We start from the raw sequence: 18,377 nt of genomic DNA on the forward strand, positions 1-18,377 counted from the left end.
CACACAAGCCAGCTCCCACACTGGATCTCTACTTGTTTCAAGACAGCGGCGGGGCGCACCATCCTGGAGCGCCTGCTTGTATGCACATGTCTATCCCCGACACTCCATCAGTCTTATCCCCTTCGATGTTTCTGTTTAGCGCCCGCGCCCCTATAATGGCTGCCTTTTTCGCCCAATGATTTTGCGGAGCTGGTGATGGCCGAACGTAAGGTATCCGTCGAGCGCGACACTCTGGAAACCCAGATCAAAGCCTCGATCAACCTGGATGGCACCGGAAAGGCCCGATTTGATATCGGTGTACCTTTTCTTGAGCACATGCTGGACCAGATCGCCCGTCATGGGCTGATCGACCTGGATATCGTCAGCAAGGGCGACCTGCATATCGACGACCACCACACGGTGGAAGACGTAGGCATCACCCTCGGCCAGGCATTTGCCAAGGCCATCGGCGACAAAAAAGGTATCCGTCGCTACGGCCACGCTTATGTCCCGCTGGACGAAGCGCTGTCGCGTGTGGTCATCGACTTCTCCGGCCGCCCAGGCCTGCAGATGCATGTGCCGTACACCCGCGCTACCGTGGGCGGCTTCGATGTCGACCTGTTCCAGGAGTTTTTCCAGGGCTTCGTCAACCACGCACTCGTCAGCCTGCACATCGACAACCTGCGCGGCACCAACACCCACCACCAGATCGAAACCGTGTTCAAGGCATTCGGCCGCGCACTGCGCATGGCCGTAGAGCTGGATGACCGCATGGCCGGGCAAATGCCGTCGACCAAGGGCGTTCTGTAATGCAGACGGTCGCGGTTATCGATTACGGCATGGGTAACCTGCACTCGGTGGCCAAGGCGCTCGAGCACGTGGGCGCCGGCAAGGTGCTGATCACCAGCGACGCCAATGTGATTCGCGAAGCCGACCGCGTGGTGTTCCCCGGCGTCGGCGCGATTCGCGATTGCATGGCCGAGATCCGCCGCCTGGGCTTTGACAGCCTGGTGCGCGAAGTCAGCCAGGACCGCCCGTTCCTCGGCATCTGCGTGGGCATGCAAGCCTTGCTCGACAGCAGTGAAGAGAACGGCGGCGTCGACTGCATCGGCCTGTTCCCCGGCCAGGTGAAGTTCTTTGGCAAAGACCTGCACGAAGACGGCGCGCACTTGAAAGTGCCCCATATGGGCTGGAACGAAGTCAGCCAGACCGTCGATCACCCGCTGTGGCACGACATTCCGGACCTGGCGCGTTTCTACTTTGTGCACAGCTACTACATCAATGCTGGCAACCCGCGCCAAGTGGTGGGTGGCGGGCATTATGGCGTCGACTTCGCCGCAGCGCTGGCCGACGGTTCGCGCTTTGCCGTGCAGTTCCATCCGGAGAAGAGCCATACCCATGGCCTGCAATTGCTGCAGAACTTCGCCGCGTGGGATGGTCGCTGGTAATGGCCAAGAAGCCGAAGCCGCCGATCTTGAACCTCGCGCCCGAACAGGAGCGTGAGGCGACCGACAAGATCAAGCGTTTCATGGAGGACCGCTTCGAACTCAAGTTGGGCTCGTTCGAGGTCGCCGAGATTCTTGAGCTGTTCACCACCGAAGTGGCGCCGCACTATTACAACAGGGCGATTTTCGACACGCAGACGCTCCTTAAAGAAAGGTTCGAAAGCATCGAAAGCGACCTGTGGTCGCTTGAGAAACCCTGATTTCCCAAGCATTGCTGAATATCGAATAAGGTTTGCCAGATGCTGATTATCCCCGCTATCGATCTCAAGGACGGCGCTTGTGTACGCCTGCGCCAAGGCCGCATGGAAGACTCCACCGTGTTCTCCGATGACCCGGTGAGCATGGCTGCCAAATGGGTAGAAGGGGGCTGCCGTCGTCTGCATCTGGTGGACTTGAACGGCGCCTTCGAAGGCCAGCCAGTCAATGGCGAAGTGGTTACTGCCATCGCCAAGCGCTACCCGAACCTGCCGATCCAGATCGGCGGCGGCATTCGCTCCCTGGAAACCATCGAGCACTACGTCAAGGCTGGCGTGAGCTACGTGATCATCGGCACCAAGGCCGTGAAAGACCCGGCCTTTGTCGCCGAAGCCTGCCGCGCGTTTCCGGGCAAAGTCATCGTGGGCCTGGACGCCAAAGACGGTTTCGTCGCCACCGACGGCTGGGCTGAAATCAGCACCGTGCAGGTCATCGACCTGGCCAAGCAGTTCGAAGCCGACGGCGTGTCCGCCATTGTTTATACCGACATCGCCAAAGACGGCATGATGCAGGGCTGCAACGTGCCGTTCACCGCTGCGCTGGCCGCTGCAGCCAGGATCCCGGTGATCGCCTCCGGTGGCATTCACAACCTGGGCGATATCAAGTCGCTGCTGGACGCCAAGGCGCCCGGCATCATCGGCGCCATCACTGGTCGCGCGATCTACGAAGGTACTTTGGACGTCGCCGAAGCCCAGGCTTACTGCGACGCCTACAACGGCTGAGGACTGACCATGGCGCTGGCCAAACGCATCATCCCTTGCCTGGACGTCGACAACGGTCGCGTGGTCAAGGGCGTCAAGTTCGAGAACATCCGCGATGCCGGTGACCCGGTGGAAATCGCCCGTCGCTACGATGAGCAAGGTGCCGACGAGATTACCTTTCTCGACATCACCGCCAGCGTCGACGGCCGCGACACCACCCTGCATACCGTCGAGCGCATGGCCAGCCAGGTGTTTATCCCGCTGACCGTGGGCGGTGGCGTGCGTACCGTGCAAGACATCCGCAACCTGCTCAACGCCGGTGCGGACAAGGTCTCGATCAACACCGCCGCCGTGTTCAACCCGGAGTTCGTCGGCGAAGCCGCGCAGCACTTCGGCTCGCAATGCATCGTGGTCGCCATCGACGCCAAGAAGGTCTCCGGCCCGGGCGAAACCCCGCGCTGGGAGATCTTCACCCACGGCGGTCGCAAGCCGACCGGCCTGGACGCGGTGGAATGGGCGATGAAGATGGAAGCCCTGGGCGCCGGTGAAATCCTGCTGACCAGCATGGACCAGGACGGCATGAAAAACGGCTTCGACCTGGGCGTGACCCGCGCCATCAGCGATGCGCTGGGCATTCCGGTGATCGCCTCCGGCGGCGTCGGCAACCTGCAGCACCTGGCCGACGGCGTGATCGAAGGCCACGCCAGTGCGGTGCTGGCGGCGAGCATTTTCCACTTTGGCGAATACACCGTGCCTGAGGCCAAAGCCTATATGGCCGCGCGCGGTATCGTCGTTCGCTAAACGCTGCTGGACACCCTGGCAGGCGCGGGGCACTCTCTGCGCTTGCCATGGATTCCGGTAGCCTTCATGTTCAAGACCCTTCTGCTTGCTCTCGCCAGTACGTCCATTCTGTTGACGGGCTCGGCTCACGCCGAAGAACCGTCTGACGCCTCCCTGGTGTTGCTGACGGAAAACTTCCCGCCTTACAACATGGCGAAAAACGGCAAGAACTTCGCCAAGGAAGAAAACATCGAGGGCATCGCCGTCGATATCGTGCGCGAGACGTTCAAGCGTGCGGGCATTTCCTACAACCTGACTCTGCGTTTCCCTTGGGAGCGCATCTACAAACTCGCCCTGGAAAAGCCCGGCTACGGTGTCTTTGTGATGGCGCGCCTGCCAGACCGCGAAGCCCTGTTCAAATGGGTCGGCCCCATCGGCCCGGATGATTGGGTGATGCTGGCCAAGGCCGACAGCAAGATTGAGCTGACAGACCTTGAACAGGCTCGTCGATACAAGGTCGGCGCCTACAAAGGTGATGCCATTGCCGAGACCCTGGAAAAGCAGGGCCTTAAGCCCATCGTTGCGCTGCGTGATCAGGACAATGCGCAAAAACTGGTGGATGGGCAGATCGACCTGTGGGCCACCGGTGATCCGGCGGGCCGTTATCTGGCTCGCCAGGTGGGGGTGACCCAGCTGAAAACCGTGCTGCGCTTCAACAGCGCCCAGTTGTACCTGGCGCTGAACAAAGACGTGCCGGATGAGGTGGTGGCCAAGCTTCAGGCGGCACTCGAGCAGTTACGGGGTGAGGGTGGTGTCGATCAGATCATGGCCCGTTACCTCTAGTTCGGGCTCTGCTTGAGGTGACTCATCAGGCAGCACCTCTGCGTTTGGAGACTCGCTCATGTACACGTGGTCACCATTGGTATAGCTGGCGGTGCTTGAAACCTGACTGCCGTCTTGTCGCAGCAGGCGGTATTCGCTTTGGACAAGGTACGCCGCAACGGCTTTTTTCGGCGGAACATAAGTGATGATTTCCAGCGACGAAGCCTGGTCCCAGCCTTTCGCCGAGCGCTGCGTGTGTGTGAAGTCGCGATCCAGGTGCGCCGAAAAACTCAATTCGAAGACGTGTTCGCCCACCGGCCACTCTTTGCCCAGACCGATACTGGTGTTGGCCGCCAGTGCCTTGGCAGTCCCGCTTACTTCACCTTTCGCGGCCGTCCACATGAATGGCTGACTGGTAGCTTCGGTGTTGTGCCCAAAGCCGACACACAGGTGGCGGTCCGTGCGCTCCAGGCGGTAGGTGGGCGATGCCTGAAACTGTTCGATCACGGCCAACTCCGGGTCTTTGACACAGAACCATGGCAGCTCACACACCTGAGGCGTGTGGACGGATTCATCATTGCCCGGGCTTTCGTACCCGCTGAGCGCGGGCGGTGGCGGCAGGTCGTGCAGTTGCGCTGTCAATGTCAGGCGCAGTGAATAGGCCTCAAGGCTTGGCTTGGCATAGTCGCCATGGCCTATGAAGGTGCCGGGGGCGAGGTATATTTCGCCGGCGGGTGCATCGGGAGGTGTCACCGACCAGAGGCTTAAGTCGTTGGTGGCGCCGCTGCCTTTATCGTCCCAGATCAATTCGCCCGTTTGAGCGGCCATCACCAGGTCTTTTCGCACGCACCGCACGGCATGGCGTGAGGGTTTGTCGTAGTCCACGCCGTACACCAGCCCCATCGCCACATAGCCCTCTGGCGGCAGCGGGCGCCAGATAGATGCATTGCTCAGCGCTCCGGAGCCTTCATCCTGCCACACCAATTGATAATCGACGGGCGCACGCAGGGCCGTGCCGTCGACGTTGTTCGCGTCGCTGACGACGGCGACAACGTTGCCGTGGTTGATATTGCGATAGTGGTCGACCGCAATATCACCCAAGGTAAAAAACGGTCTCAGTGCATCGGAGGCGGTGCTCGGCCGCCAGAGGCCGACGGCTTTGTGCGCGCCCGACCCCTTGTCGTTCCACAGCGGCAGAAACTCGCTGGTAAAGCTGATGAGCAGGTCATTGAATTGCAGAGGCTTCATGGAGGGCTCTCCAGTTGATGGGAGCATCAACTATCGAGCAGTGCACTCGGTACCGAGCGGTAACTATCTACGCGCCGGAAGATACGTCCCGTTTTTACCGTGTGCAGCCATGGCTAGGTTGCTGCGCACGCTGATCATCAACTTGATATCAATCCAGTCGATGCCCTGGGCCTTGAGCTTGGGCAACTCACGCTCCAGTACCGCCAGCGTTTGCGGGTAAGGGTGGCCGATCATCACCACCGAGCCCTGCTTGTGGGCCAGCTTGATCGCGGTTTGCAGTTGTGTGGCAATCGCCGCTTCGGTGCGTTCGTCATCCAGGAAAACATCCCGCGACACATGCGCCAGCCCGATCTTCTGCGCCTCGGCGGCGGCGACGGTCTGTGCGCTGGTGCGGCTGTCGACAAAGAACTTGTTGCGCCGTTGCAGCTCAGCCATCAGCCACGCCATCGCCGCTGGCTGGGCGGTCATGCGGCTGCCCATATGGTTGTTGATGCCGGCGGTATAGGGCACAACCTTGAAGGCGGCGTCCAGGCGTTTGCCGAGTTCTTCGATAGGCAAGTCGGGGTGCCAGGCGAACGGGCCGGTGGCCGGGTCCATGGGCATATGCAGGATCACGATCTTGCCGGCCTTGTGCGCCTCACGGGCAAATTCGGCGGCGTGGGGCGTGTCGGGCATGATCGCCGTGGTCACCGGCCCAGGCAGGGCCAGCACACGACGGTCCCGGGGCAGGTTTTGTCCCAGGTCGTCGATGATAAGGGTCAGGTAGGCTTTGCGAGGCGCGTCGGCCGGAGTCGCATGGGCGATTCCGGCCAGGCTGCACAGCACAGCGATAATCAGGGCAAAACGCATATCAACGGCTGCGCGTAATGCTCAGGCCTTTAAGCAGGCTCAGCGCCTGGGCCAGTTGATAGTCGTCGTCCTGCGGCATCGGCTTGGCTTTGCTGCCGCTGCCGGTCGGCTGGTCGGCGCCGCCGTTGCCATTGCCCAAGTGACCTTGAAGGTCGGCCTCTTTGTAGTACTCGCTGTCGACCTCGTTGGTGATCTTGGCCCTGCGCACCTCGATGTCCGGCACGATGCCCTGGGCCTGGATCGAGCGACCGTTCGGCGTGTAGTACAGCGCCGTAGTGATCTTCAGGGCGCGGTCGTTGTTCAGCGGCAATACGGTTTGCACCGAGCCTTTGCCGAAGCTGGTGGTGCCCATCAGCACGCCGCGTTTCTGGTCTTGCAGGGCACCGGCGACGATTTCCGACGCCGAAGCGCTGCCGCCGTTGATCAGCACGGCCAGTGGCACGCCTTCGCTCAGGTCGTTGCCGGTGGCCGAGAAGCGCAACTCGGAGTTGGCGATACGGCCTTTGGTGTAAACAATCAGGCCTTTGGTGATGAAGTGGTCGACCACTTCAACCGCCGACTGCAGCACGCCGCCTGGGTTGTTACGCAGGTCGAGCACGATGCCGTTGAGTTTCTTGCCGTTGTCTTTGCGCAGTTTGGCCAGGGCCTTGGCCACTTCGTCGCCGGTCTTGACCTGGAACTGGGTGATACGGATGTAACCGTAGCCCGACTCCAGCAGCTGGCTCTTCACGCTCTTGACCGTGATGGTCGCGCGGGCCAGGGTCACGTCAAACGGGTTGCCGCCGTCGCGTACCAGGGTCAGGGTGATTTTCTGGCCGAGCTTGCCGCGCATCTTGTCGACGGCTTCGGTCATGGTCTGGCCACGGGTTGGTTGGCCGTTGATCTTCACGATCAAGTCGCCGGCCTGAATGCCCGCCTTGGACGCAGGCGTGTCATCGATCGGCGAGACCACTTTGATCTGGCCATCTTCGGAGCCGACTTCGATGCCCAGGCCGCCGAATTCACCGCTGGTGCTTTCCTGCAGCTCGGCAAAGTCTTCCGGCCCCAGGTAGGCGGAGTGCGGGTCGAGGTTGCTGAGCATGCCCTTGATGGCATTTTCCAGCAGGGTCTTGTCGTCTACGGGTTCGACATAGGCTGCCTTGATCCGGTCCATGACCTCGGCAAAGGTACGCAGCTCGTCCAGCGGCAGCGGCGCCTTGGTGGTCGCTGCGGTGGCGGCGGGTGCCGATGCAGCCTGGTCGGCAAAAGCCAGCGGCGCGCCGATCACCAGGGCGATCGTCAGGGCCAGCGAAGTGAGGCGGGACAAATGCAGCATGTCGAACGAACTCCTAATGTAGGTGCAGCCCTATCCTTGGGAACGGCACCATTGTGCAGGGTCGCTCGGGCGGCCCTGCTGACGAATAGCGAAGTACAGCGCCGGGGTGTCCTGGCCACCACTGTTACCGACAGTGGAGATGGATTCACCGGCTTTTACAACATCACCTGCCGACTTGAGTAATGTCTGATTGTGGCCGTAAAGGCTCAAATAGCCATTGCCGTGGTCAAGAATCACCAACAAACCGGCCCCGCGCAGCCAATCGGCAAACACCACACGGCCACCGTGAACGGCGTGGACCTGGCTGCCGGCGGCGGCGCTGATCATCACCCCATCCCACTTGGCGCGGGTGTCATCGCCACGGGTTTCACCAAAGCGTGCCAGCAGTCGACCATCAACGGGCCATGGAAGTTTGCCGCGGGCTGAAGCAAAAGGGCCGCCGAAGTTCTCGCCGGAGCTGGAAACCAGCGGCCCGGGCGCTGCACGCGCCGGTTTACGCGGCGCTGGCGCATCAGTGGTAGCGGCCAGCTCGGCTTCACGCTGGCGCTTTTTTTCTGCTTCCTGCTGGGCAATCAGCGCTTTTTGCCGCGCTTCTTCAGCCTCACGTGCCTGGCGAGCCAGGGTTTCCTCGATGGTTTTGAGCACTTTGCCCAAGTCGGCCTGGTCTTGTTCGCGGGCCTGCAGCTTGGCGTCGCGGGCCTTCACGTCATTGTTGAGCTTGGCCAGGGCTTGCTGGCGCTCCTTGCGCACCTTGTCCAACTGGTCGCGCTGAGTGTCGAGGGCGGTTTTCTGATCCATCAGTTGCGACTGCTGGTCGGCGATTTCCTGCTCGACATTGGCCAACTGGCGCAGGGTTTCATTAAAACCCTTTAATTGTGCCAGGCGCGCCTTGCTCAGGTAGTCGTAGTAAGTGAGGGTGCGCGCGAATTTCTCCGGGTTCTGCTGGTTGAGCAGCAGCTTGAGGTATTCCTGGCGGCCACTCTGGTAGGCGGCGCGGGCCTGGATCGCGATCAGGCGTTGCTGTTCAACGCGTGCGCTCTGGAGTTTTTTTTTCTCAGCGTCGAGTCGCTCCAGTTCCGACTCGCTCTTCTTTAATTCTTTTTGTAGCTCCTGGACCTGCTTCTCGAGCTTGCCCATCTCGGTTTCCGTGCCGCGCAGGTCTTTCTGCACCCCGGATTTTTCTTCCTGGAGCTTGCCGAGCAGCTTTTTCAGCTCGGTAATGTCCTGACGCGTAGCGTCCAACTGTTGTTGGGTTTGTGCGCGCTCATCGGCAAACGCCGGTTGGAGCAGGCAGACAAGAGCGAGGGAAATCAAGGCGCGAAGCATAGAGGCGGGCGACACCAGGGAAATGGACGGCCTAGTATGCCCGCCAAGCGCCGCAAAAAAAACGCCTCAACGCCATCTGCTTTGAGGCGTTCGTCATAAAAAGCCTTTCAGGGCGATTTAATTGGGCGGTTTGAAGGTTAAACACTATCGAAGAAACGCTTTGAAACGCTCCACCTGCACTGGTTTTTGCTGCTGAGAATAGACTCACGAGCCCTCTAATCAGTCAGTTGGCGCGATCGGCAATGTCCGGTGTTCATGAGTCAAAAGGCCAGCAAACCTGGCTCGATTACGGATTGCCCGACCTGCGTAGCCTTGATCGGGCTCTACGATCTTGCGCACTCGAGGAGGTGTTGGCGGGCAAAGACATTGCCGATGCTGTCGATATCGTAGCTTCAAATCTGGGGATTACCGATTCGACATGCCCTCAGGTTTGTATAGATTCCCCTCTGGGCAGGGTGTTGATCCAGCGCACGACGCTGGGGCACATTGTTGAAAAGCGGCAGGATGCCAGAGAACGATACGTAAAATTCGCGCTGGATACGCTGACAGGGCCTCTGGAAATCTGGCGTGTCGCCTATAGCGACGGCTCGGCTCGGCTGGCGTTCATCGGTGCTTATGAAACCAAGCGACAAATGCTGGTGGTGGTGAATATCCAGGCAGGCAATGTGTTGTGGAATTTCATGCAGACCGATGCCAAGGCGCTGAATAAGCATCGCCATGGGGAGCTGCTTTACAAACGCTACCAACTTTTATAACAGGCAAAGAAAAGGGCAGTTCTCTCGAACTGCCCTAAGTTAGAGCGCTTGATATTCATATACACACCCTCAAGCAGGGGTGTGGAGGTCTCACCCTACGCTGATGTCCAGTCATCAACGGGGTTCCTACGCCAGTTATCGCCGCTGGAGGCAACTGGTTTCGCGCTCACCTTCATTATTGACGGGCTACTCGCTTTGAGCAACCCCCGAACTGTTTCAGACCAGAATCGAAGTACCGGTCATCTCTTTCGGCTTCTCCAACCCCATCAGCTTCAGCATGGTCGGCGCCACGTCCGCCAGCACGCCGCCTTCACGCATTTTCAGGTCGCGCTTGCCGACATAGATGAACGGCACCGGCTCGGTGGTGTGGGCGGTATGGGCTTGCCCGGTGGATTCGTCGGACATCTGCTCGCAGTTGCCGTGGTCGGCGGTGATCAGTGCCTCGCCGCCGACTTTCTCCAGGGCGTCGACGATACGGCCGACGCACAGGTCCAGGCATTCCACGGCTTTTACAGCTGCTTGCAGGTTGCCGCTGTGGCCGACCATGTCGCCGTTGGCGTAGTTGACCACGATCACGTCGTAACGCTGGTGTTCGATGGCATCGACGATCTTGTCGGTGACTTCCGGCGCGCTCATTTCCGGCTGCAGGTCGTAGGTGGCGACTTTGGGCGACGGGATCAGGATGCGCTCTTCGCCCGGGAACGGTTCTTCACGGCCGCCGGAGAAGAAGAAGGTCACGTGGGCGTATTTCTCGGTTTCGGCGATGCGCAGCTGGGTCTTGCCGTTTTTCGCCAGGTAATCGCCCAGCACGTTTTCCAGGCTGCCCGGGGCAAAAGCTGCCGGGGCCGGGATGTTGGCGGCGTATTGGGTGAGCATGACGAACTCGACCTTCGGCTGGCGGGCGCGCTCGAAGTCTTTGAAACCGGCGTCAACGAATACATGGCTCAGTTCGCGGGCACGGTCGGCGCGGAAGTTCATGAACACTACGGCGTCGCCGTCTTCCACTTTCACCGGCTCGCCGATGGTGGTGGCTTTGACGAACTCATCGCTCTCGCCACGCGCGTAGGCGGCTTCCAGGCCTTCCTGGGCGGTGGCGGCGTTGAATTCGGCCTGGCCGTCGACGATCAGGTTATAAGCCTGGGAGACACGGTCCCAACGGTTGTCGCGGTCCATGGCGAAGTAACGGCCGACCAGGCTGGCGATACGGCCCTTGCCAAGCGCGGCGAAGGTGGCGTCGAGCAGTTCGATGGACGACTGCGCGCTTTTAGGCGGTGTGTCGCGGCCGTCGAGGAAGGCGTGCAGGTAAATCTTGTCGGCGCCGCGCTTGAAGGCCAGCTCGGCCATGGCGACCAAGTGATCCTGGTGGCTGTGAACGCCGCCGTCGGACAACAGGCCCATGAAGTGCACGGCCTTGCCGGCGGCTACGGCTTTATCCACCGCCGCGCAGATGGTCGGGTTCTCGAAGAACTCGCCGTCGCGGATCGATTTGGTCACGCGTGTGAAGTCTTGGTATACCACTCGTCCGGCGCCGAGGTTCATGTGGCCGACTTCCGAGTTGCCCATCTGGCCGTCCGGCAAGCCTACATCCATGCCGGAACCGGAGATCAGGCCGTTGGGCACGGTGGCGGTCAGGCGGTCGAGTACCGGCTTCTTGGCCGAGTACACGGCGTTGTCGTGGTGGCTTTCACTGTGTCCGAAGCCATCGAGAATTATCAGGACCAAAGGTTTAGGCGTAGTAGTCATAGATCCTCTCGCGGCGGTAATAAAGGAAGGCAATCTAAAAGGGAGTAGCAGTTTAAAGCGAAGTTCCGACCACGTCACCGCTTTACGGGGGTTGGCCGCCCCTGACGGCTGTGTATACTTACCGCCATTTTAACGCCCTGGAACCTCCTTGATGGTTGATCACCTGATTGCATTTGCCACTGCCCACTACCTGCTCGCGGGTGCCTTCGTCATCCTGCTGGCGCTGCTGATCGCTCATGAAATGAGCCGCGGTGGCCGCAGCCTGAGCACGTCGGAGCTGACCGCGCTGGTCAACAAGGATGAGGCCGTTGTCGTGGATATTCGCCCGGCCAAGGATTTCGCCGCCGGCCATATCGTCGGCGCCCTGAACATTCCACAGGACAAGCTGATCGCACGCTTGCCCGAGCTGGAAAAACACAAGGCCAAGACCATTATTCTGGTCGACGCCCAAGGCCAGCACGCCGGCACCCACGCCCGCGAGATGCTCAAAGCCGGTTTCACCGCCGCCAAACTGTCCGGCGGTATTGGCAGCTGGAAGGCCGATAACCTGCCGCTGGTGAAGTGATATGAGCCAGGTTGTCGTTTACTCCAGCGATTGGTGCCCCTACTGCATGCGGGCCAAGGCCCTGCTTGAGAAGAAGGGCATTGCCTTCGAAGAGATCAAGGTCGACGGCAAACCCCAGGTGCGCGCCGAAATGACCAAGAAAGCGGGACGCACGTCCGTGCCGCAGATCTGGATCGGTGACAAGCATGTCGGTGGATGCGATGACCTGTTCGCTCTGGAGCGCGCCGGTAAACTCGATGCGCTGCTGCTCGTCTGACTCCTAAACCCTAAAAGACCCCAAGATCAAGAAGGATCTGCGATGACTGACCAACAGAACACCGAAGCAGCAGAAGCTCAAGGCCCACAGTTTTCGCTGCAGCGGATCTACGTGCGTGACCTGTCGTTCGAAGCGCCGAAAAGCCCGGCCATCTTCCGTCAGGAATGGACCCCAAGCGTTGCGCTGGACCTGAATACCCGTCAAAAGGCTCTGGAAGGCGACTTCCACGAAGTCGTGCTGACCTTGTCCGTGACTGTTAAGAACGGCGAAGAAGTAGCCTTCATCGCTGAAGTGCAACAGGCTGGTATCTTCCTGATCCAGGGCCTGGACGAAGCGTCCATGAGCCACACCCTGGGCGCGTTCTGCCCGAACATCCTGTTCCCGTATGCCCGTGAGACCCTGGACAGCCTGGTCACCCGTGGCTCGTTCCCTGCGCTGATGCTGGCGCCGGTGAACTTCGATGCCCTGTACGCGCAAGAGCTGCAGCGCATGCAACAGGAAGGTTCGTCGACTGTTCAGTAAGTTGACGCGATAAAAAATGTGGGAGCGGGCTTGTGTGGGAGCTGGCTTGCCTGCGATAGCATCACCTCAGTATCACTGATACACCGAGGTGACTGCATCGCAGGCAAGCCAGCTCCCACACAGGTCTGCTCCCACATTTTGTTTATGCGTTACTTAAAGCCGAGCTGGCGCCAGCCTTCATAGACCGCGACGGCCACGGTATTGGACAGGTTCAAGCTGCGGCAACCCTCGCGCATCGGCAAACGCAGGCGATGGCCCTCGGGCAGGGCATCGAGCACCTCGGCCGGCAGGCCACGGCTTTCCGGGCCGAACAGGAAGGCGTCGCCTTCGGCAAAGCTGGCATCATGAAACGGCCGCGAGCCCTTGGTGGTGAACGCGAACAGCCGTGGGTGGCCGAGGCTTTCCAGGCAACTGGCCAAATCGGCGTGGCGCTTGAGCGTGGCGTACTCGTGGTAGTCCAGCCCGGCGCGGCGCAGGCGTTTGTCGTCCATGTCAAAGCCCAGCGGCTCGATCAAATGCAGGTGGCAGCCACTGTTGGCGCACAGCCTGATAACGTTGCCGGTATTCGGCGGAATTTCTGGTTGAAAAAGGATGACGTGAAACATGCACGGCTCCGAAGGCAAAGATGCGTTGCATTCTACCCCTGAAGACGACCCAAGGCCGAAGCTATTGCCACGGGTGATGGGCTCACTGGCGATTGTTGGCTTGATGATTGGGCTGATGATCGGTCGCCTGACCACGCCGGATCCGGTTGAGTTGCAGCAGGTAGAAACAGCGGCAGACGGCGTGGTGGTGTGGTTCAACAGTGAACCCAAGCTGCACGGCGAACATATCGACGGCACCGTGGCGCTGCTGTTCGGCGCGCAAGGCAAGGCTGCCAGCGGGCAACTCAAGGTCAACGACAAGGACGTGAATTGGCGCGTTCGCAAGACCGATGGCGGCCTGCTGCTGAACCTGGTGGCGGCTCGGCCGTTGCGCGGGGAATGGAAAGGGGAGAAGGCCGAGGGTCGCTGGCGGCTGCAGATCCATCTGCGCGAGGAATAAAAGAGGGAGTTCCCGGCCTGCCTGTACCAGGGCTCCCAAAACGGGGTGAAGCCTTGCAAGGCTTCGGTGTTAAAGAGGGAATCCCCGGCCTGCCTGTACCGAGGTTCCCGAAACGGGTGTGGGGCGCGACGCGATCCGCATCAAGCACCCCGGGTGTAAAGAGGGGATTCTCGGCCTGCCTGTACCAAGGTCCCCGAAACTGGGTGATGTAAGGGTTATTGCAGGGCGCGTGCCAGAAGTTGCAATGTGTGCCAAAAAATTTCGCCAGAAAGCGCAAAGCCCCGGAATACGGGGCTTTGGTGTTTTTGCGGTTTGATGTTTTCTTGATTCGGCGGGTGTTTCAGGCTGGCTGGATGTGCGCGATGCTAGTTCATGGTGCATTGAAGCGGTGCACTCCACCTGATCGTTCCCACGCTCCGCGTGGGAATGCATCGTGTGACGCTCCGCGTCACCAGTGCACAGATCTGAACTTGCGGTGAGCCTCGGACGCGGAGCGTCCGGGGAGGCGTTCCCACGCCGAGCGTGGGAACGATCAGCAGTTAGGCTTCATCACCCTCATCATCATCCCCGCCATCGACCTTCATCCCCAGCTCCTTGATCTTGCGCGTCAAGGTGTTACGGCCCCAGCCGAGCAGCACGGCGGCGTCGCGGCGGCGGCCGGCGGTATGCTTCAAGGCGGTTTCGATCATGATGCGCTCGAAGGCCGGTACGGCGCTGTCCAGCAGGTTCGACTGGCCGCGTGCCAAAGCCTGGTCGGCCCACTGGCGCAGCGCTTGCTCCCAGTTGGTCACAGGAGCCGAATCCTGCGGCAGGCTCAACAGCTCCGGTGGCAGGTCGCTGATGTGCACCTCACGCCCGGACGCCATCACCGTGATCCAGCGGCAGGTGTTCTCCAACTGACGCACGTTGCCCGGCCACGGCAGGTTCTTGAGGTATTCCTCGGTCTCGCTTTTGAGCAGCTTCGGCTCCACCGCCAATTCTTGCGCGGCGCGGCTGAGGAAGTGGCGGGCGAGGGTAGGGATGTCTTCGCGGCGGTCCGACATGCGTGGGATGTGGATGCGGATTACGTTGAGGCGGTGAAACAAGTCCTCACGGAACTTGCCCGCGTGTACCAGGGTTTCGAGGTTCTGGTGGGTCGCCGCAATGATGCGCACGTCGACCTTGACCGGCGTGTGCCCGCCGACGCGGTAGAACTCGCCGTCAGCCAGTACACGCAGCAAGCGCGTCTGAGTGTCAGCCGGCATATCGCCGATTTCATCCAGAAACAGCGTGCCGCCGTCCGCCTGTTCAAAGCGCCCGCGACGCAGGTTGGCCGCGCCGGTGAACGCGCCTTTTTCATGGCCAAACAGCTCGGACTCCATTAAGTCCTTCGGAATCGCCGCCATGTTCAGCGCGATAAACGGCGAAGCCGCCCGTGGGCTGTGACGGTGCAGCGCATGAGCGACAAGCTCTTTACCGGTGCCCGACTCGCCGTTGATCAACACGGTGATGTTGGAGTGGCTCAAACGCCCGATGGCGCGAAACACTTCCTGCATCGCCGGTGCTTCACCGATGATTTCCGGGGTGCGGGTCAGGGCTGGCGGGGCTTCCTGGCTTTGTTGTTCCTGGGCGTGCTGGTTGGCGCGCTTGACCAGCGCCACGGCCTCGTCCACATCGAACGGTTTAGGCAGGTATTCAAAGGCGCCGCCCTGATAAGACGCGACAGCGCTGTCCAGATCCGAGTGCGCGGTCATTATGATCACCGGCAAACGCGGGTGCTGCTCGCGGATCCGCGCCAGCAAGTCCAGGCCACTGGCGCCGGGCATGCGGATGTCGGAGATGATCACGTCCGGCTGCTGACGCGCCAGGCGGCTCATCACCCCGTCGGCGCTGTCGAAGCTCTGGGTGGTCATGCCTTCCTGTTGCAAGGCTTTCTCGAGGACCCAGCGGATAGAACGGTCGTCATCGACGATCCAGACAGTTTCACTACGGCTCATGTCGTGGGGGCTCCTTGTTCCAATGGCAGGAAGATCGAGAACGTGGTGTGGCCGGGATGGCTTTCACATTCGATCAGGCCCTGGTGCTGGCTGATGATGTTCTGGGTAATGGCCAGGCCCAGCCCGGTACCGTCCGGGCGGCCGCTGACCATGGGAAAGAAGATGGTTTCCTGCAGTTCCGCAGGAATGCCGGGGCCGTTGTCGATGATCTCGACCTTGGTGACCAGGCGGTGGCGCACATGGCCGATGGTGAACTGGCGCAGGGCGCGGGTGCGCAGGCTGATGCGGCCCAGGCGCAGTTCGTTCTGGCTGCTGATGGCCTGCATGGCGTTGCGCACGATATTGAGCACCGCCTGGATCATCTGCTCGCGGTCGATCAATACGTCGGGAATGCTTGGGTCGTAGTCGCGCACCAGAGTGATGCAGCCTTGGCTTTCGGCCTCGACCAGCTGGCACACGCGCTCCAGCACTTCGTGCACGTTGGTCATCGCCAGGGACGGCAACTTGTTGGAGCCGAGCATGCGGTCCACCAGGTTACGCAGGCGGTCGGCCTCCTCGATGATGACGTTGGTGTAGTCCTTGAGGTGTTCCTCCGGCAGCTCACGGGCCAGTAATTGCGCCGCGCCACGAATGCCGCCGAGCGGGTTCTTGATCTCGTGGGCCAGGCCGCGCACCAGCATCTTGCTGGTTTCCTGTTTGGACAGCTGCGCTTCTTCTTTAGTAATGCGCAGCAGACGGTCGCGCGGGTGCACTTCGAGCAGCAGCAGGGTCGCGCCGTTGCTCAAAATCGGGGTCACGGCGTAGTCGACCGTCAGGGTCTGGCCGGTGAGGGCGGTGAGCATCGCTTCGCGCTTGGTGAACGGGTGCGCCTGCTCCACGGCCTGGCGCAACGAACTCAAGGCCTCGGCCGACTCGGTGAACAATTCGCTGATGAACTGCCCATGGCTGCGCTGACCACTGATGGCCAGGAGCATCTCCGCCGCCGGGTTCATGTACTCAAGACGCAGGTCGTCATTGAGCAGGATGGTCGCGGTGGTCAGGTTGTCGAGTAACAAACGGTGCAGTGCATCGCTGATGGTCATCGGGACCTCTTTTGGAGCAAGGCGCGGGCTTGAGGCACACGCTGATACAAGGAAAATGCAAAAACCAAACCAAGGCTCCGAAAAGAAGCGTTAAACCCCTGAAATAAGGGTTTTAGGCGCGAAACTGTGGCGTTCTGCCAGCTTGATCGAGAAGAATCGAACCAAAATGGGCTGGACGGGTGGGAAGTGTGCAGGCTGTCGCACCAATATAGTGCGGTTTTGTGAAGGTTGTTCAGGAAGTGGTGGCTGGCGAAAAATTGTCTGGAGGAGCGGAGTCAATGTGGGAGCTGGCTTGCCTGCGATAGCGGTGGCACATTCACCATTGCTATCGCAGGCAAGCCAGCTCCCACAGTTTTGATTGGGTTTGCAGGCTTTAACCTTTGTAGATGCACAGCTCGGCGGTGGCGCGGATCATTGCCAGTTGGCGCAGCGGATCATTCAGCGGCTCATGCACGGCGGTGGCCAGCCACTGCGGGCATTGCGGGTCGGTGCGCTGCGGGGTGAAGTCGGCCAGTTGCTGCAGCAGGTTTTTTTGCAGTTGGTCCAGTTGCGGCCGAATCTGCTTCACCAGATCCGGGCGCGGGTCGTCCGGGGCTTTGCCCTGGAACTGCCAGTCGGACAGGTGGGTGTACTGCACCAGTTTATTGGCCTCGATCTGCGCCGAGAAAAACTGCTCGGCGGCAGAAGGGTCGAGTTTGTAGTTGGGCGCCTGGGCGACGACGCTGGCGATCACCTCTTGTTCGCGCTTTTTGTCCTCTACGGGCTTGTGGCTGTCCCATTTGCTCAGGGCCACCTGATCGGCAATCTCCAGGCGTTCGGCGATGCTGTTGAGCAAAGGCTCCAGAGTGGGCGGCGCTGCGCTGGCACTGACGCTGACAAATAACAGAGCGAACACAAGTCGATGTTTCAAAGCGGATCTCCTGTGGGAGCTGGCTTGCCTGCGATGCGGGCAACTCGGGGCATCAGGTATACCCAGCGGATGCCATCGCAGGCAAGCCAGCTCCCACATTTTGATTGGGTTTGCAGATTTTGGGCAGTGTCAGCCAGAGGCTACCTTAGCTTGCGTGCTTGCCTACAGGTGCGCCAGAATCCGCCGGCTTGTACGGCTGGCTTGTCGTCTCTAAGGTTGCTCGGTCGCTGCTCATCAGCGATCAGGTTTAGTAGCCTGGATTCGAATTGTAGGCCGTGCATTCTCCATCAATCAGATTTCCCAAATCTGTGCTTGATGGTGGCTGTGCGCAGGGCATCCTCGGATGCGCCGGGCTTCTACATTCACCGGTCTACTAACCTGCGCACAGCCGCCACCCTTTCGTTTAGTAGCGAAGCGAAGGCGGCCTCATTAGAGGAATGTAGAAAATGTTCAAACCAACGCCAAATCCGCCTCCATCCGTCTTCACCATCGACCCTGGCAGCGACGACGAATCCCTGCTGATCAACAGCTTCGAAGCCTTCTCCTCGGTCAGCACCTTGTTGCTTGATTTGTCCGAGGCGCTGGAAGGCAAACACCGCGATACCGTCCTGGCCATTCACCAGCTCAGTGCCCTCGGCACCTTGATGGTGGGCAACATGCTCGACCGCCACGCCCCGGCTCGCTAAACGCCAGGCAAAAAAAAGACCTCCCGAAGGAGGTCTTTTTCGTTACGCCGCGTTAAGC

The 18,377-nt window shown here is 60.4% G+C and carries 21 protein-coding genes; 12 read left to right on the top strand and 9 right to left on the bottom strand.

Features of this window, described 5'->3' with window-relative positions; all coding sequences use genetic code 11:
• Positions 1–195: 195 nt before the first annotated feature.
• From hisB to HX790_RS14315, 6 genes are all read left to right on the top strand, one after another.
• On the top strand, positions 196–789 hold the full coding sequence (hisB, locus tag HX790_RS14290; protein WP_017138645.1) for an imidazoleglycerol-phosphate dehydratase HisB: 594 nt from the start codon (positions 196–198) through the stop codon (positions 787–789).
• Entirely contained in the window at positions 789–1,427 is a 639-nt protein-coding gene (gene hisH / locus HX790_RS14295) for an imidazole glycerol phosphate synthase subunit HisH (RefSeq protein WP_017138644.1), read from the top strand. The genes hisB and hisH overlap by 1 nt, the downstream gene beginning before the upstream one ends.
• Positions 1,427–1,684 (top strand): DUF2164 domain-containing protein, encoded by a 258-nt coding sequence (locus HX790_RS14300; protein ID WP_058421837.1) that lies wholly within the window; start codon positions 1,427–1,429, stop codon positions 1,682–1,684. The genes hisH and HX790_RS14300 overlap by 1 nt, the downstream gene beginning before the upstream one ends.
• A gap of 39 nt (positions 1,685–1,723) precedes the next feature.
• Positions 1,724–2,461 carry a 1-(5-phosphoribosyl)-5-[(5-phosphoribosylamino)methylideneamino]imidazole-4-carboxamide isomerase gene (hisA, locus tag HX790_RS14305; RefSeq protein ID WP_176991712.1) on the top strand — a complete coding sequence of 246 codons (738 nt, stop codon included), beginning with the start codon at positions 1,724–1,726 and terminating at the stop codon, positions 2,459–2,461.
• 9 nt (positions 2,462–2,470) lie between these two features.
• A complete protein-coding gene (gene hisF, locus HX790_RS14310; protein ID WP_017138643.1) occupies positions 2,471–3,241 on the top strand; it encodes an imidazole glycerol phosphate synthase subunit HisF in 771 nt (256 codons plus the stop codon).
• Positions 3,242–3,307: 66 nt separating this feature from the next.
• Positions 3,308–4,063, top strand: coding sequence for an ABC transporter substrate-binding protein (locus tag HX790_RS14315; protein WP_017138642.1), 756 nt, complete (start codon positions 3,308–3,310; stop codon positions 4,061–4,063).
• On the opposite strand, the gene HX790_RS14320 is transcribed toward HX790_RS14315, so the two are convergent.
• From HX790_RS14320 to HX790_RS14335, 4 genes are all read right to left on the bottom strand, one after another.
• Positions 4,016–5,290 (bottom strand): Vps62-related protein, encoded by a 1,275-nt coding sequence (locus tag HX790_RS14320; RefSeq protein WP_176991713.1) that lies wholly within the window; start codon positions 5,288–5,290, stop codon positions 4,016–4,018. The two genes, HX790_RS14315 and HX790_RS14320, sit on opposite strands and share 48 nt — an antisense overlap.
• A gap of 63 nt (positions 5,291–5,353) precedes the next feature.
• Entirely contained in the window at positions 5,354–6,139 is a 786-nt protein-coding gene (locus HX790_RS14325; RefSeq protein WP_099549498.1) for a divergent polysaccharide deacetylase family protein, read from the bottom strand.
• 1 nt (position 6,140) lies between these two features.
• A complete protein-coding gene (locus HX790_RS14330; protein WP_017138639.1) occupies positions 6,141–7,454 on the bottom strand; it encodes a S41 family peptidase in 1,314 nt (437 codons plus the stop codon).
• A gap of 30 nt (positions 7,455–7,484) precedes the next feature.
• Positions 7,485–8,780, bottom strand: a complete 1,296-nt coding sequence (locus HX790_RS14335) for a murein hydrolase activator EnvC (protein ID WP_017138638.1) — start codon at positions 8,778–8,780, stop codon at positions 7,485–7,487.
• Positions 8,781–9,022: 242 nt separating this feature from the next.
• Here HX790_RS14335 and HX790_RS14340 point away from each other — a divergent pair, with 242 nt between their 5' ends.
• A complete protein-coding gene (locus HX790_RS14340) occupies positions 9,023–9,535 on the top strand; it encodes a PBECR2 nuclease fold domain-containing protein (protein ID WP_099549497.1) in 513 nt (170 codons plus the stop codon).
• A 216-nt stretch (positions 9,536–9,751) separates the two neighbouring features.
• On the opposite strand, the gene gpmI is transcribed toward HX790_RS14340, so the two are convergent.
• Positions 9,752–11,278 (bottom strand): 2,3-bisphosphoglycerate-independent phosphoglycerate mutase, encoded by a 1,527-nt coding sequence (gene gpmI / locus HX790_RS14345; RefSeq protein WP_176991714.1) that lies wholly within the window; start codon positions 11,276–11,278, stop codon positions 9,752–9,754.
• A 151-nt stretch (positions 11,279–11,429) separates the two neighbouring features.
• Between gpmI and HX790_RS14350 the strand changes: the two genes are divergently transcribed.
• The 3 genes from HX790_RS14350 to secB are packed head-to-tail and all read left to right on the top strand — an operon-like array spanning position 11,430 to position 12,621.
• Entirely contained in the window at positions 11,430–11,843 is a 414-nt protein-coding gene (locus tag HX790_RS14350) for a rhodanese-like domain-containing protein (protein ID WP_017138635.1), read from the top strand.
• 1 nt (position 11,844) lies between these two features.
• Positions 11,845–12,099, top strand: a complete 255-nt coding sequence (gene grxC / locus HX790_RS14355; protein WP_017138634.1) for a glutaredoxin 3 — start codon at positions 11,845–11,847, stop codon at positions 12,097–12,099.
• A 42-nt stretch (positions 12,100–12,141) separates the two neighbouring features.
• Positions 12,142–12,621: a protein-export chaperone SecB gene (gene secB, locus HX790_RS14360; RefSeq protein ID WP_012721755.1), complete on the top strand. Its 480-nt coding sequence runs from the start codon at positions 12,142–12,144 to the stop codon at positions 12,619–12,621.
• Positions 12,622–12,770: 149 nt separating this feature from the next.
• On the opposite strand, the gene HX790_RS14365 is transcribed toward secB, so the two are convergent.
• On the bottom strand, positions 12,771–13,226 hold the full coding sequence (locus HX790_RS14365) for a tRNA (cytidine(34)-2'-O)-methyltransferase (protein WP_065930799.1): 456 nt from the start codon (positions 13,224–13,226) through the stop codon (positions 12,771–12,773).
• On the opposite strand from HX790_RS14365, the gene HX790_RS14370 reads away from it, so the two are divergent.
• Complete coding sequence (locus HX790_RS14370) at positions 13,225–13,665, top strand: hypothetical protein (RefSeq protein ID WP_017138633.1); 441 nt, start codon at positions 13,225–13,227, stop codon at positions 13,663–13,665. The genes HX790_RS14365 and HX790_RS14370 overlap by 2 nt on opposite strands.
• Before the next feature lie 539 nt (positions 13,666–14,204).
• Here the strand turns inward: HX790_RS14370 and ntrC are convergent.
• The 3 genes from ntrC to HX790_RS14385 all read right to left on the bottom strand — a co-directional run bounded on the left by ntrC (position 14,205) and on the right by HX790_RS14385 (position 17,732).
• Complete coding sequence (gene ntrC / locus HX790_RS14375; protein WP_017138632.1) at positions 14,205–15,641, bottom strand: nitrogen regulation protein NR(I); 1,437 nt, start codon at positions 15,639–15,641, stop codon at positions 14,205–14,207.
• A complete protein-coding gene (glnL, locus tag HX790_RS14380) occupies positions 15,638–16,723 on the bottom strand; it encodes a nitrogen regulation protein NR(II) (protein ID WP_017138631.1) in 1,086 nt (361 codons plus the stop codon). Before glnL ends, ntrC begins: the two co-directional genes overlap by 4 nt.
• Positions 16,724–17,096: 373 nt before the next feature.
• Positions 17,097–17,732 (bottom strand): chorismate mutase, encoded by a 636-nt coding sequence (locus HX790_RS14385; RefSeq protein ID WP_370589419.1) that lies wholly within the window; start codon positions 17,730–17,732, stop codon positions 17,097–17,099.
• 347 nt (positions 17,733–18,079) lie between these two features.
• On the opposite strand from HX790_RS14385, the gene HX790_RS14390 reads away from it, so the two are divergent.
• Positions 18,080–18,319, top strand: coding sequence for a DUF6124 family protein (locus tag HX790_RS14390; protein ID WP_017138629.1), 240 nt, complete (start codon positions 18,080–18,082; stop codon positions 18,317–18,319).
• The last annotated feature ends 58 nt before the right edge of the window (positions 18,320–18,377 follow it).

Source organism: Pseudomonas sp. IPO3747, from assembly GCF_013385245.1.
In the GTDB taxonomy this organism is placed as follows: Bacteria; Pseudomonadota; Gammaproteobacteria; order Pseudomonadales; family Pseudomonadaceae; genus Aquipseudomonas; species Aquipseudomonas edaphica.